Here is a 13029-nt window from a genome sequence, read left to right as displayed (position 1 = left end):
CAATGTGGACAAATAACTGCTGTTTTTCTACCCTCCTTCTATCTGTACATTCAAATGAAGCCTTCACTTGACGAAAAAGATAGCTTCATTCGACAAAAATTACTTTTCGAATTATATGATAATTTATATTGAACAACTTTGTCTATTGTTTTTTTGAAAGGAAGATCATTTTAATTTACTACCGATAAACTCTTTCCGCTATCGTAATTCTTTACTTCAAAACATCTTTTCTTTCACTTTACCGACACTCCTTTCTTTTCATTTTGTTCAAAATCACTATAAAAACTATAGATCCATTGGATATTTAAACAAAAGTGTTTATTTTTAAATTTTTTTGAACATTTTTGTTAAAAAACTATGTACAAAACGATAATAAGGTGATTATAATACAGGTATAGGGTGTTGGAATATTAATTATGTTTAAAATTTTCTAAAAAAAGGGGTAATGAAAATGAACACAATGAATATCAACGAAATCAAACAATACAAACACGAACCTTTCACAGACTTTACGACTGCACAAAACAAAGATGCGTTTGAATCTGCATTAGAACTTGTACAATCAGAGCTTGGCAAGGACTATCCTCTTGTAATTGGCGGAGAATTAATTACAACAGAAGATCAAATTCAGTCCATTAACCCAGCAAATAAAACAGAAGTTATCGGCCGCGTGTCAAAAGCAGATCAAGACTTGGCTGAAAAAGCAATGCAAGCAGCACTTTCTACATTTAAAACGTGGAAAAAAGAAGCGCCGGAAGCACGAGCAGATATTCTTTTCCGCGCAGCGGACATTATTCGCCGCCGCAAGCACGAGTTTTCAGCTTATCTTGTGAAAGAAGCCGGAAAACCGTGGAAAGAAGCAGATGCTGATACAGCAGAAGCAATTGACTTCCTTGAATACTACGCTCGTCAAATGGTGCAGCTAAAAGACGGTGCTCCTGTTGAGAGCCGCGAAGGTGAAGAAAATAAATTTAACTACATTCCGCTTGGTGTCGGCGTTATTATTTCACCGTTTAACTTCCCGTTAGCAATCATGGCAGGAACAGCTGCAGCAGCAATCGTAGCAGGAAATACGGTTCTATTAAAACCTGCTAACAACACACCGGTTATCGCAGCAAAATTTGTAGAAGTAATGAAAGAAGCTGGCCTTCCAGACGGCGTACTGAACTACGTGCCGGGAAGCGGAAGCGAAATTGGCGACTATTTAGTAGATCATCCAAAAACACGATTCGTTTCATTTACAGGTTCTCGTGAAGTAGGCTGCCGCATCTATGAACGCGCAGCAAAAGTACAGCCTGGTCAAATCTGGCTAAAACGCGTTATTGCTGAAATGGGCGGAAAAGACACGGTTGTTGTAGATAAAGATGCTGATTTAGATTTAGCTGCTTCTTCTATTGTGTATTCAGCATTTGGCTTCTCTGGACAAAAGTGTTCAGCGGGCTCTCGTGCAGTTGTTCATCAAGACGTATACGATATCGTTCTTGAAAAAGCAGTTGCGCTGACAAAAACATTAACAATGGGCAGCCCTGAAGATGTGAACACGTATATGGGACCTGTTATTGATCAAGCTTCTTTCAACAAAATTACAAAGTACATTGAAATCGGTAAAGAAGAAGGCCGTTTAATGACGGGCGGAGAAGCAGATGATTCAAAAGGCTACTTCATCCAGCCTACGATTATTGCAGATGTAGATGAAAAAGCACGTTTAATGCAAGAAGAAATCTTCGGCCCAGTCGTAGCATTCTGCAAAGCGCGCGACTTCGATCATATGATGGAAATTGCGAACAACACTGACTACGGTTTAACAGGTGCCCTTCTTTCAAATACGCCTGAACACATTGAGCGTGCGAAAGAAGAGTTCCACGTTGGAAACCTTTATTTCAACCGCGGTTGTACAGGTGCCATCGTTGGGTACCAGCCGTTTGGCGGATTTAATATGTCAGGAACAGATTCAAAAGCTGGCGGTCCTGATTACTTGATTCTGCACCTGCAAGCAAAAACAACAAGCACAACGCTTTAATACTCAGTAGAGCAGCCCTAGGCTGCTCTATCTTAAAACAACAAGGGATTTTTTCTATAGGGGGAGATATTTATGTTAGCAGAGGTATCTAAAAATGTGTTTCTTCACGCTTCCCAAAATAAAGCGCTAAACAAAGCGGCGAAAAAATGGGGGCTTCGCTTTGGTGCAGCTCAAGTGGTAGCTGGCGACACAATTGAACATGCGATCAAAAAAGTACGGGAATTGAATGAAAAAGGGCTTGTTTGTACGCTTGATCATTTAGGGGAATTTGTTTCAAGCAGAGAAGAGGCCATCGAAGCAACTCAATATAACGTCAGAACGCTGGAAGCTATGGGGCAAGCCGGTGTAACGTGCAACTTATCTGTCAAAATGACACAGCTTGGTTTGGATATTGACCGCAGCTTTTGCGTTGAGAACATGCGCCGCATTCTTGAAACGGCGAAAAAATACGATAACTTCGTTCGAATCGACATGGAAGACTATGCCCACTGTCAAATGACGCTAGATATTTTACGAGAGCTTCGCGAGACGTTTGATAATGTTGGAACGGTTATTCAAGCTTACCTGTTCCGCGCTGAACAAGACGTAAAAGAGTTAAAAGGAATCCCTCTTCGATTGGTAAAAGGCGCATATCAAGAATCACCAACCGTGGCGTTTCAAGACAAAGCCCAAATTGATGAGAACTATATGCGAATTATCGAAGAGCATTTGCTGAGCGGAACATACACGGCTATTGCATCTCACGACCACAATATTATTGCAAAAGTAAAAGAGTTTGCGCACGAAAACAACATTCCGCGCACGCAGTTTGAATTTCAAATGCTGTACGGATTCCGAACAGACATGCAGCTTAGCCTTGCAAAAGAAGGCTATACAATGCGCGTATACGTTCCATTTGGCAACGACTGGTTTGGCTACTTTATGCGCCGCTTAGCGGAAAGACCGCAAAACGTCGCATTTGCTCTAAAAGGATTCTTTTCTAAATAAGCAATCATTTAGTAAGGTTCATAATGAAAACGCTATCATTTCTTTGTGCCCTTTGCGGATGCTTCTGCAAAGGGTTTTTTTTATACGATTTCTCTTCCCTTTTCGTGTGTATTACGCTAAAATATAAATACGAACAAATGTTCTTTTTTATTCCAAACAAAAAGGAGAGTACATATGAATCCTCTGTCAAAATTAGCACTGCCTCCTAAGCTAGAACCTTACCGAAAAGAAATCGAAAAAACATGTAAGCCTTATATCCACCTCCATACGGTCATGAACAGTCCAAAATTATATGAAAGCAAGTTCGGCGGCAACCCTTATCTTCCTCTAGAAGCAAGTCATCCTCTAGACTCCGAGGGCAAGCCGATGCTGCTGATGGCACAAATCAATTTTTCTGAAGTGCCTTCCTATGAAAATATGCCCTCTCAAGGCATGCTTCAATTTTTCATTTGCGGAGCTGATAACAAAAACACTGGTGATGTGTATGGTCTGGATTTTGACCACCCTACGTCTCAAAAAGACTTTCGCGTCGTTTTTTATGAAGATGTAACAACCGACGAAAACAAATTAACAACCGACTTTACGTATCTAGAGGACGTTGACCGAGATATGTTCCCTATTCCTCAAGAAGTAGGCCTACAGTTTGAAATAAAAAGCGAACCCGTGTCTCCTACTGACTATCGATATAATGATATGGAATCAGATTTATTTGATGATGAAGAAATGGAAGAGATCTACTGGGATGAGCTTACGGGCGAGTATCATAAAATGGGCGGATACGCTTTTTTCACTCAAAGCGATCCTCGAGACTACGGTGAAGCGCTGCGGGCATACAACATTCTGCTTCTTCAATTTGCTATGGACGACGAAGCGGATATTATGTTTGGTGATGCGGGAGTGGCCAATTTCTTCATTAAAGAAGAAGACCTTCGCAACCGTAACTTTAAAGATGTTTTGTACAACTGGGACTGCTGTTAAAAAAACACCCTCTTAGAAAAGTATCTAGGAGGGCGTTTTTTTACATTATTATTTACTACTCAGCCTGTTTTTCCAGCCCTTGCAGCATTCAGCGTTTCTTTAAACTGCTGTAGCGCTTTTACATCTGCAAATGCGCTTGCAGGAATAACGTATCCGCTCATTGCACTAACAAGAATAAAGATATGTTCATCGGTTTCTCTAATTTGAGTGATGCTTGACCAAGGAGTCTTCACTTCTCCTTTTAAGCTTTTCTCTACCAAGCCATCTTCCGTAACCATCATAGTATGCTCACCTGTCAGACTGCTGTTATCTCCTTCATTTATTACCTTTATAATGTTCTTTTTAATACTTCCGTAAAAATACTTCGGATAAAATAAAAACCAAAGAACCGCAAGCAGCGCAAATACTACGAACATGCCAAGTAAAAACTCTCCTTCAACCCACGAAACAAGCAAAGGAATAAGAAGAAAAATAAGCGACATCCATCGCTGAACTTTCAGCACTTTTTGTACTCTTTCCGAATGTTGAGCATGATGCATATTAAAAGCCACATAATCATCTTTTGTTAACGTATAGTGATATTCCATATTAATCTCCAATTCTTCTAAATAACAACAAAATAAAATATACTTCATTTGGTGTTATATGTATATAAAACAATAAGTTTTTCTTATGAAATACATCAACTTTTTATCATTTATTTACAGATATACATCACGTAAACTTAACTAGTACTCTACTATTTAAGGAGGAATGTTTATGGCTTTTACACTGACGCATATTGATCATATTCAGCTAGCTGCACCACAGCATTCAGAAAGCAAAGCACGACACTTTTTTGGAACCGTTCTTGGCTTAACAGAAATTGAAAAGCCGGAAAGTCTTAAAAAACGCGGCGGCGTGTGGTTTGAATTTGGTTCTTATCAGCTGCATATTGGTGTTGAACCTACCTTTTCACCTGCCAAAAAAGCGCATCCAGGCTTTTATGTTAAAAACCTCCCTGCGTTCAAAGATCATCTGAGTAGCTTTGGTATTTCTTTTATAGAAGACAAAAACATTCCCGGTACTGAAAGAATTTACGTGGATGATCCATTTGGGAACCGTATGGAGTTCTTAGAAAGAAAAAAACTTCCTTTTCCCTGCTGAAATTCGGACAAAAAGACTGTGACAAACGTATTTTAGTTGAAGGAAGATCCGAACAATTATTCGTTCGGATTTTTTTATTGGTATGGTGAACGTAGGTTTCGTGTATGTAGCGGCTTCTAGCGGTTGACTGGAGAGCAAGACGAAGACTCTTGCGGGGAAAGCGGAACAGGTGAGACCCCGCAGGAGCGTGCGCGACGAGGAGGCTCACCGGCCGTCCGCGGAAAGCGAAGTCTTGCATGGAAATCAACCGCGGTGTCAAAAGCGTTCCATACTAGCTCCTTTACCTCATTTGTTCGTCTTTAGATTAGATGCCTCAATCTCGTTGTTTTCGCCCTTCTTTTTGCTTTTCTTTCCACAGCATGTACACCAACAGCCCTAGTACACAAAATGCCACGCCAAACATCGTTAAAGGAAATAACAGTGTATTAATAAAATGATGATAAACCCATGAATCGTTCATCTAACCAGCTCCAATATGCACCGTTTTTTTATAGTATGCCCTACTATAACCTTTTTTATATTGTGTTAAATATCATGGTTTCTATCATATTTCTTTTTCTTTTTAATAGAGTAAATAGTAGATACATAACATTCTCCTCTTAGAGTTCTTATTCGCTGATTTCAAATTTTATTAGAGGAGGTTTACTCTATGAAAAAAAAGTTCACTGAAAAGCCTAAAAAGCTTTTTTGGATTCTTTCTTATAAATCATTAATTATCGCTATACTATTTGTTCTGTTAACATCTGCCGCTATTTTTACCGTCACTTATTCAACTCTTCAGCATACGCTGCGCTCGAACGTTGTCTATCAAGCGCTATCAAATTATAAAGCTCAAAGCTTGTTCTACTTCATGCATACGGAAAACCATCATTTCTCTCATGCCTTTGAAGAAGACTTCTCCCCGCCTCCTCTTTCTTCTGTCGCCCTGCAGCTTGCGACAAATATTCGCGTGGCGGATACAAGAAGTCTATTTGGATCAGAACTGCCCGGCTTTTCTATTTTTGATTCTCATATTCTGTTAGCCGGTGAAGGAACGGATTATACCACGATTCCTCATGAATCGGCTCCTCCTCTCGAAAGCATTTCTGGAGAGCGTGATTTGGATCCTGCTGAAAGCAAAACGTACGAAGAAAGCAAAAAACAGTCTCAAACACAGGCTAAGCAAAGCACGGGAGACAGAAAAGTTGTGTACATCTACCACACGCACAGCTGGGAATCTTATTTCCCTTTACTTGGTATGCCAGGTGAAGCGAACGAAAATAAAGCAGTAGATAACAAAACCAACATTACGCTCGTTGGTCAAATGCTAGGAATGGAATTAAAAGCAGACGGAATCGGATCGGAAGTAGATACAACCAACATGACGCAAAAGCTGAATGAAAAAGGCTGGGGTACAGGACGAGCCTATGCGATGTCTCGAAGCGTGGTGGAAACAGCTCTTCAGCAAAACCAAGACGTCGATTATTTAATTGATATTCATCGTGATTCACTACGTCAAGAAAAAACAACGGCTACTATCAACGGCAAATCGTACGCTAAAATAATGATTGTATTAGGTGAAGCGAATCCGAAATTTGATGAAAATGTAAAAATGGCTAAAGCGATTCATGAAAAGCTAGAGGAAAAATATCCAGGCCTTAGCCGCGGAGTATTAAGCAAAAAGAAAACAAGCGGCAATAACGGTCTGTATAATCAAGACTTATCCGACCGCTCCATTTTGATTGAAGTAGGCGGCGTCGATAACAATATGGAAGAACTCACAAATACCGTCAAAGCCTTTTCTGATGTGTTCAGCGAGTATTATTGGCAAGCGGAAAAAGTGAATGCGCAGTAAACAAAAACTAGCTACCCCAGGTAGCTAGTTTTTGTTTTTATGAGAGTCACGCTTCTCCTTTTCTTCACACGCAAAGCAGACAAGCTTCCCTTCAACAACCACACCGTTCAAAAATCCCTCTAAACAGTACACGTTCTTTTGACATATCGTGCAGATTCCAACGTACTCTTTCACGACTTTCTCACTCCTTACATACGATTAAAAACCATAAAAAAAGCTCTATTAAAGAGCTTCTTTCCGTACATAGGATTTTCCTTCATTTCAACAAACGGCTCATTTCCTCAGGAGAAAGCGGCTTATCAAATAGATAGCCTTGACCGATATGACAGCCTTGTTCCGTCACAAACTGCAGCTGTTCTTCGTTTTCGATTCCTTCTGCGGTTAGGGCAAAATTAAGTTTTTTCCCCATTTGAATAATCGTTTCCACCAGCACTTTTCCCACTTCATCTAAGTCGTCAATAAATGATTTATCAATTTTTAACGTATTGATTGGCAAGTGTTTAAGATAGCTGAGAGAAGAGTAGCACGTTCCGAAATCATCCATCGCCACTTTTATCCCTAGACTCCGCAGGCGGTTTAGCACTTTTTTCGATTCTTGACTGTTTTGAATAACGCTTTCGGTGATTTCAAGTTCTAGAAAGTGCGGCTCAAGGCCCGTTTTCTTCAAAATTTGTTCCATGTCCGTTACAAATCGTGAGGACTTCAGCTGAATAGGTGACACGTTCACCCCTATTTTACTCGCTTTTAAATTTATCTCCGTCCATGCTTTCATTTGCTGACATGCTTCTTCTAATACCCATTTGCCAACCGGTACAATCAAACCAACTTCTTCTAAAATGGGCAAAAATTCATTTGGATAGACAGTACCAAATTTTGCGCTATTCCAGCGGATAAGCGCTTCTGCCCCTATGACATCAGACGTTTTCAAATCGATTAACGGCTGATAAACGAGCTGAAACTCATTTCTTTCTAACGCATACTTTAACTCATTCTCCATGCTGATCGTTTTAATGATTTTTTCATTTGATGAAGAAGAACTCATTTCATATGTGTTTCGCCCATTTCGTTTTGCTACATACATCGCAATATCTGCTTGCTTAATTAACCTGTCAATTAGTTCATCTGCGTCTTTTGGAATAATATGCTGCTGACATTCCTTTGAAAATAGGCTGATGCCAACGCTTGTAGAGGTTAGCACTTTATCTCCATCTATATAAAAAGGAAGCGACATTTCTTTTACAATCTGCTCGGTCATTTCTTCAATTTCCTCAACAGTTTTTAGTGTATGAAGCACTAAAATAAACTCATCGCCCCCGTGCCGCGAGATAAAATCAGAGGACGGAATACATTTTTTTAATCTTTCTGCTACGCGCCTCAGCAGCACATCGCCGTGATGATGGCCAAGCGTATCATTTATTGATTTGAAGCGGTCTAAATCTAAAAATAAAATAGCCAGCAGTTCTGGAGATTCTTCATCTAAAAACAGTTTTTTTAGCTGTTTGTTTAACCAGTAGCGGTTAGGTAAATTAGTTAACGGATCATAATAAGCCATTTGCTTAATTTTTTCTTCATATGCTTTTCGCTTTGTAATATCATTGCGAATTGATACGTACTGATACGGTTTTCCTCGTTCATCTAAAAATGGAACAATGGTTGTATCCACCCAGTAATACGAACCGTCTCTTGCCTTGTTTTTTATTTCTCCGTGCCAGACCTTACCTGAGCTGATTGTACTCCATAACTCTTTAAAAAACCGTTTTGAGTGATGTTTCGAATTAATAATACGATGATCTTGACCGAGAAGCTCATGTCTTTCATACTTAGAAATTTCACAGAATTTATCGTTCACGTGATTGATGAATCCGCGACTATCTGTAATCGCTACAATCGATGATTCATTTAACGCAAGTTCAATATCATTTAGTTTTTTCAGCGCTTCTTTAAATTTATATTCAAAATGCCTGTTTTCCATATCCTATACACCTTTATCAAAATTTTAACGATAAAACAAAACCCATGACGAAATGATAGAGAGGAATCGTGAATAATGAATACAATTTAATTAGCAATGGACAGCGAATTAGTTTGTCCGATTGCCTTACATTCGTAAAATAGTAAGCGTACAATTGCCGCTTTTCCTCTTTACACCTTTACAAACTTCTTACACGCAGTTTGTAAAAGGATTGATAGATAGTTTCGTTTATCCATATCTGTTATCACAACTTTTCTATGGTAACATTAAAATGATTTTTATAGAAATGAAAGTGTACTTTCTTCACGTAATTGACATACCTTTTGATGGTAAACAGAAAAAAGCCTCTGCTTTAGACAGAGGCTTTTTTCACTTTCTTCTCATGAGCTCGTACGCGTCAGCCACGGAAGAATAAGATATTGAAAGGTTTTGTTGTACACAACAATCCGGTTAAGATAATACGGATCGTTGTCTTTTGTAATAACATGAGGGGCTAAAATAGCTGCTTGGTGAAAACCAGCATCTTTCACAATCTTAGCTACGTCATCATTCGTATTGCCGTATGGATAGGCAAAGTAAACGGGGTCTATTCCTAAATGGTTCTTAATCGTTTCTTTGCTTTTTCGTAAATCACGAGCAAACGCGCTGTATTTAGCAGGCGTCAGAAATAAAGGCTTGTCTTCTTCTAAACGGTGCATATCATATGTATGCGAACCGATTGTCGCAAGGCCGCTGTCTTTCATTTCTTTTAGCTGACTCCATGAAGCCATATTTAAATTTTGAAAGTCCTCTGCTCCCACTTGTCCTGCGATTACATATAGCGTAAACGGAATGTTTTCCTTTTTCAAAATTGGAAAAGCGTTTTGATACACGGTACGGTCAATATCGTCAAATGAAATCCATACGCAGCGTTTTGGAAACGTGCCTTTTTGCTGATACGTTTCAATATCTTTTGGCGTAACAAACGTAGCGTCAAGTTCCTTTAGCTTTTTTAACTGTTGTTCAAAATCATTGCTGTAGACGCTGTACTCTGTCAGTTCGTCAGACTTTGTAACTGAGCTGACAATTCGATTAAACCAATTATGCTTGCGCACGCGATGATAATTTAAGCCTAAGCATCCGTTCGTCTCAAGCGCTGGCTCCACGGTCGTTGTTGCTTTCGCCTTATCTTCCCAGTTCACTACTTTAAAGAAAATAAAGCCAACTACCGCTGCCGCAATTAAAAGAAAGAATACATATTTCTTCATGCGTGCTTCCTCTCCTCAGTATGTTTTAACGGATTAACATCAAACTCGATGTACTGTGCACGCTGAAGCTCTTGAATTTGATCCTTCGATAAAAGCTCAAGACGCTCTAAATCTTTAATACTCGTATACGCCGGCTCTTTTCGTCGGTTTAAGCTTCCAAATCTCTTTTTGTTGTAGAATCTCCATAAAAACAGAGCCAGGAAAAAGAAGCAAAAAATAGCGAGTCCAATTACTAAAAACGTTCGAATTTCGCCGTTCGTCGTTTTGAACGCAATTTTTAATATCCCGCTGTAACGGTCATTTACGCCGATAACAGCTGAAAGGAAAAACCAAAGAACAATGGCACAATACAGCCAAAAAACAGATGAAACAATGATGCTTATCACGAATCGAGCAAGAGGCTGCTTAGCTTGAATCATGATTTGCTCTTCGTTAAGCCGCGGTCTGGACTGCTCCATGTGGCATAGCCTCCTTTCACTCTAGATCTGATAGCACGAGGAAAAGCGCCCACTACCACAATCGTATTGACAATCCAGTAAAGCGCTGGGTACCATGCAGCCCAGACGTAATACCGCTTCACGTTGTCGTATTTCGAATCAATTTTCAGCGCAATAAACAGCTGAATTAAGCTCATAAATACAAGGGAAAATGACGTAAACGTAAACCAAAACAGTATGTCTTGAGGACTGCTCGCGGTAACAAGCAGCATGATCGTCACAAACAGCCATGCGAATGACCAAAGAGTACTGATCCACTGCTCTAGGTATACAATCCAAATTCTGCGCTGCTTCCATTTTAATAACACTTTCCAGTGGCGAAGCATTACCTCTTGCCCACCTTGAGCCCAACGTACTCGCTGCTTCCAAATTCCTTTTAAGGTTTCGGGCACAAGCATCCAGCACAATGCCCGCGGTTCATAGCGGATATCCCAAAAGCGCTGCTGCAGCTTCCAGCTTACGGCGATATCTTCCGTAATCATGTCACGATCCCACAGCCCGACGTCCACAAGTGCTTTCTTTCGAAAAGCCACTACTACGCCTGAGACCGTCATTACTTTTCCTAAAATTCGCTGTGTTCGTTTAATAGAACCGATAATAGAAGAATACTCAACTAGCTGAATGCGACTCAGCAGCGTATTACGGTTTCGAATGCGCGGATTTCCGGTAACGGCTCCCAGCCGTTCCCCTTTATGAAGAAAATGATGGATTAGATAATACGGAGCGTCTTGATCTAAAATAGCGTCTGAATCTAAGCAGATTAAAAACTCAGCTTTAGATGCGTGCGCACCTAAATGCAACGCGTTGGCTTTTCCTTTATTTTCATAAAGCTGAATCACACGAACTTCAGGGTGATTCCTGCTGATTTCCTTTAAAATATCAGCTGTTCCATCGGTGCTTCCATCGTTAATAAGGATGATTTCTTTAGACGGATAATCTAACGCCAAAAGGTGCTTAAGCGTTTCTTCAATCGTTTCTTCTTCATTATAGCAAGGCACTAAAAAGCTCACTAACGGCCAATCAACTGTTGAAAAATCAACTTTAGGATCTCGGTCGCGATAGCGTATGTAAATAAGCGTGCCCGCAATCCAAAATAAAGACATAATAAATGGATACCAGAAAACAAAGCTCGCGAGCTTTTCAAATCCAGGTATTAATACGTGTTGCATATTCATTTTTCTGACTCCTTCATACCAATTAAAATTGCACAGAGTGACAATTTTATCATTAAATTGGTTAAATAGAACATAGTAATTTTAACCATCTAAAAAAAGAGTCTTTTAAACTACGTTTATTCCTATATTATACAACCCCTTTATGTAAGTAAGAAGCACCAATAAAGGATGGGCAAGTTACCTACTTAAAGAAGTGACATATAGTATCACTGTAGATTTCTTTCACCATAAAAAACGTGAGGGTTGCAGCTAGTATATGAAAGAAATTCTTTCCCTAAGGAGGAATAACAAATATGAACGAACAAATTCAAAAACTGCTCAATAACTTAATTCAACTTGAACACGTCTCTTCAACTTTGTACCTAGCTATGTCTAACTATATGAATCGATTAAACTATAAAGGAATGGGCAGCTGGCTACGCCTGCAGTCTGAAGAAGAACGCACTCATATGCTAAAACTTATTGACTACTTAGTTGACCGCGGCGGAACGGTTGAATTAAGTTCTTTACCTGCTCAGCCAAGTGAGTTTGGGACACCGTTAGAAACGTTTCAAAAAGTATTGGAGCATGAAAAGTTCGTCACAAATTCTTATCGTCAAGCGTTTCAATTTATCAGCCAAGCGAACGATCCTCAAACCCTAGTCATCGTGCAGGACTTTTTGAGAGAACAAGTCGATGAAGAAGCTCAGGCTCAGACAATTGTAGACCGCTTAAAAATTGCTCAAAATAACCCTGCAGCTATTTTTATACTCGATCAAGAACTAGGACAGCGAAAAGCTGCGCCGGCAGCGGGCGGAGCAGCTGCGCCGGCAGCGGGCGGAGCAGCTGCGCAAGGTTAAACGCGCAGAAGAGCACCGAAAAATGTACAAAAACAATAACACGCCTCCCGTTTCCTTGCTTCGAGTTGGGATTCATCACGGCTATTACGGCTATCCGCCCAATGTGTACGACGCCATTCAAAGGCTTATGAATCAATATATGCATCAGCTTCACTATCATCGTCCTCAGTACGTTCACGTGTACTACGTGCACCCTTCTCTTATTCACTACTACCTTCACTGAGTGGAGGAAAACAGGAATTTTGTTTCATGAAGAAATTCACCGCTTTTCCACCTAATTCAGGAATTCCAATCAAAAATATGGATATTTATGCTAATATAAAATTTGTTAATC

The 13029-nt window shown here is 39.9% G+C and carries 14 protein-coding genes; 8 read left to right on the top strand and 6 right to left on the bottom strand.

What is annotated here, in order from left to right:
* The first annotated feature begins 451 nt into the window (after window positions 1–451).
* From pruA to ACH0CI_RS05430, 3 genes are all read left to right on the top strand, one after another.
* Complete coding sequence (gene pruA, locus ACH0CI_RS05440) at window positions 452–2020, top strand: L-glutamate gamma-semialdehyde dehydrogenase (RefSeq protein ID WP_071271710.1); 1569 nt, start codon at window positions 452–454, stop codon at window positions 2018–2020.
* 72 nt (window positions 2021–2092) lie between these two features.
* Entirely contained in the window at window positions 2093–3007 is a 915-nt protein-coding gene (locus ACH0CI_RS05435) for a proline dehydrogenase family protein (RefSeq protein WP_335707492.1), read from the top strand.
* Window positions 3008–3181: 174 nt separating this feature from the next.
* Window positions 3182–3985: a YwqG family protein gene (locus tag ACH0CI_RS05430; protein WP_335707493.1), complete on the top strand. Its 804-nt coding sequence runs from the start codon at window positions 3182–3184 to the stop codon at window positions 3983–3985.
* A 59-nt stretch (window positions 3986–4044) separates the two neighbouring features.
* Here ACH0CI_RS05430 and ACH0CI_RS05425 read toward each other — a convergent pair whose 3' ends face one another.
* Window positions 4045–4572: a YcxB family protein gene (locus ACH0CI_RS05425; RefSeq protein ID WP_406900989.1), complete on the bottom strand. Its 528-nt coding sequence runs from the start codon at window positions 4570–4572 to the stop codon at window positions 4045–4047.
* A gap of 172 nt (window positions 4573–4744) precedes the next feature.
* On the opposite strand from ACH0CI_RS05425, the gene ACH0CI_RS05420 reads away from it, so the two are divergent.
* Both ACH0CI_RS05420 and ACH0CI_RS05415 read left to right on the top strand, forming a co-directional pair.
* Complete coding sequence (locus ACH0CI_RS05420; RefSeq protein WP_406900988.1) at window positions 4745–5131, top strand: VOC family protein; 387 nt, start codon at window positions 4745–4747, stop codon at window positions 5129–5131.
* A 123-nt stretch (window positions 5132–5254) separates the two neighbouring features.
* Window positions 5255–5434 (top strand): hypothetical protein, encoded by a 180-nt coding sequence (locus tag ACH0CI_RS05415; protein ID WP_406900987.1) that lies wholly within the window; start codon window positions 5255–5257, stop codon window positions 5432–5434.
* A 10-nt stretch (window positions 5435–5444) separates the two neighbouring features.
* Here ACH0CI_RS05415 and ACH0CI_RS05410 read toward each other — a convergent pair whose 3' ends face one another.
* Window positions 5445–5591, bottom strand: a complete 147-nt coding sequence (locus ACH0CI_RS05410; protein ID WP_168761175.1) for a hypothetical protein — start codon at window positions 5589–5591, stop codon at window positions 5445–5447.
* Between the two features lie 189 nt (window positions 5592–5780).
* On the opposite strand from ACH0CI_RS05410, the gene spoIIP reads away from it, so the two are divergent.
* On the top strand, window positions 5781–6965 hold the full coding sequence (gene spoIIP, locus ACH0CI_RS05405) for a stage II sporulation protein P (protein ID WP_034271278.1): 1185 nt from the start codon (window positions 5781–5783) through the stop codon (window positions 6963–6965).
* A gap of 256 nt (window positions 6966–7221) precedes the next feature.
* Here the strand turns inward: spoIIP and ACH0CI_RS05400 are convergent, their stop codons facing one another.
* The 4 genes from ACH0CI_RS05400 to pgaC all read right to left on the bottom strand — a co-directional run bounded on the left by ACH0CI_RS05400 (window position 7222) and on the right by pgaC (window position 11856).
* A complete protein-coding gene (locus tag ACH0CI_RS05400; protein WP_047750026.1) occupies window positions 7222–8937 on the bottom strand; it encodes a putative bifunctional diguanylate cyclase/phosphodiesterase in 1716 nt (571 codons plus the stop codon).
* Window positions 8938–9317: 380 nt separating this feature from the next.
* On the bottom strand, window positions 9318–10184 hold the full coding sequence (gene icaB / locus ACH0CI_RS05395) for an intercellular adhesin biosynthesis polysaccharide N-deacetylase (RefSeq protein ID WP_028414957.1): 867 nt from the start codon (window positions 10182–10184) through the stop codon (window positions 9318–9320).
* Complete coding sequence (pgaD, locus tag ACH0CI_RS05390) at window positions 10181–10642, bottom strand: poly-beta-1,6-N-acetyl-D-glucosamine biosynthesis protein PgaD (protein ID WP_165636170.1); 462 nt, start codon at window positions 10640–10642, stop codon at window positions 10181–10183. Before pgaD ends, icaB begins: the two co-directional genes overlap by 4 nt.
* Window positions 10600–11856, bottom strand: coding sequence for a poly-beta-1,6-N-acetyl-D-glucosamine synthase (gene pgaC / locus ACH0CI_RS05385; protein WP_033579968.1), 1257 nt, complete (start codon window positions 11854–11856; stop codon window positions 10600–10602). Before pgaC ends, pgaD begins: the two co-directional genes overlap by 43 nt.
* Before the next feature lie 293 nt (window positions 11857–12149).
* On the opposite strand from pgaC, the gene ACH0CI_RS05380 reads away from it, so the two are divergent.
* Together ACH0CI_RS05380 and ACH0CI_RS05375 are read left to right on the top strand one after the other, a co-directional pair.
* Window positions 12150–12695 carry a ferritin gene (locus ACH0CI_RS05380; RefSeq protein WP_406900986.1) on the top strand — a complete coding sequence of 182 codons (546 nt, stop codon included), beginning with the start codon at window positions 12150–12152 and terminating at the stop codon, window positions 12693–12695.
* A 22-nt stretch (window positions 12696–12717) separates the two neighbouring features.
* Window positions 12718–12918 (top strand): hypothetical protein, encoded by a 201-nt coding sequence (locus ACH0CI_RS05375; RefSeq protein ID WP_014458732.1) that lies wholly within the window; start codon window positions 12718–12720, stop codon window positions 12916–12918.
* The last annotated feature ends 111 nt before the right edge of the window (window positions 12919–13029 follow it).

The sequence above is a fragment of the Priestia sp. 179-F W1.4 NHS genome (assembly GCF_045369295.1).
Classification (GTDB): Bacteria; Bacillota; Bacilli; order Bacillales; family Bacillaceae_H; genus Priestia; species Priestia zanthoxyli.
The sequence above is the reverse complement of the archived record's forward strand: the minus strand, read 5'-3'. Positions and strand labels throughout refer to the sequence as shown.

What these genes read in the sequence shown, in the direction of transcription:
- pruA (WP_071271710.1), top strand. Translation starts at nt 452, where the DNA reads ATGAACACAATGAATATCAACGAAATCAAACAATACAAACACGAACCT.
- ACH0CI_RS05435 (WP_335707492.1), top strand. Translation starts at nt 2,093, where the DNA reads ATGTTAGCAGAGGTATCTAAAAATGTGTTTCTTCACGCTTCCCAAAAT.
- ACH0CI_RS05430 (WP_335707493.1), top strand. Translation starts at nt 3,182, where the DNA reads ATGAATCCTCTGTCAAAATTAGCACTGCCTCCTAAGCTAGAACCTTAC.
- ACH0CI_RS05425 (WP_406900989.1), bottom strand. Translation starts at nt 4,572, where the DNA reads ATGGAATATCACTATACGTTAACAAAAGATGATTATGTGGCTTTTAAT.
- ACH0CI_RS05420 (WP_406900988.1), top strand. Translation starts at nt 4,745, where the DNA reads ATGGCTTTTACACTGACGCATATTGATCATATTCAGCTAGCTGCACCA.
- ACH0CI_RS05410 (WP_168761175.1), bottom strand. Translation starts at nt 5,591, where the DNA reads ATGAACGATTCATGGGTTTATCATCATTTTATTAATACACTGTTATTT.
- spoIIP (WP_034271278.1), top strand. Translation starts at nt 5,781, where the DNA reads ATGAAAAAAAAGTTCACTGAAAAGCCTAAAAAGCTTTTTTGGATTCTT.
- ACH0CI_RS05400 (WP_047750026.1), bottom strand. Translation starts at nt 8,937, where the DNA reads ATGGAAAACAGGCATTTTGAATATAAATTTAAAGAAGCGCTGAAAAAA.
- icaB (WP_028414957.1), bottom strand. Translation starts at nt 10,184, where the DNA reads ATGAAGAAATATGTATTCTTTCTTTTAATTGCGGCAGCGGTAGTTGGC.
- pgaD (WP_165636170.1), bottom strand. Translation starts at nt 10,642, where the DNA reads ATGGAGCAGTCCAGACCGCGGCTTAACGAAGAGCAAATCATGATTCAA.
- pgaC (WP_033579968.1), bottom strand. Translation starts at nt 11,856, where the DNA reads ATGAATATGCAACACGTATTAATACCTGGATTTGAAAAGCTCGCGAGC.
- ACH0CI_RS05380 (WP_406900986.1), top strand. Translation starts at nt 12,150, where the DNA reads ATGAACGAACAAATTCAAAAACTGCTCAATAACTTAATTCAACTTGAA.
- ACH0CI_RS05375 (WP_014458732.1), top strand. Translation starts at nt 12,718, where the DNA reads ATGTACAAAAACAATAACACGCCTCCCGTTTCCTTGCTTCGAGTTGGG.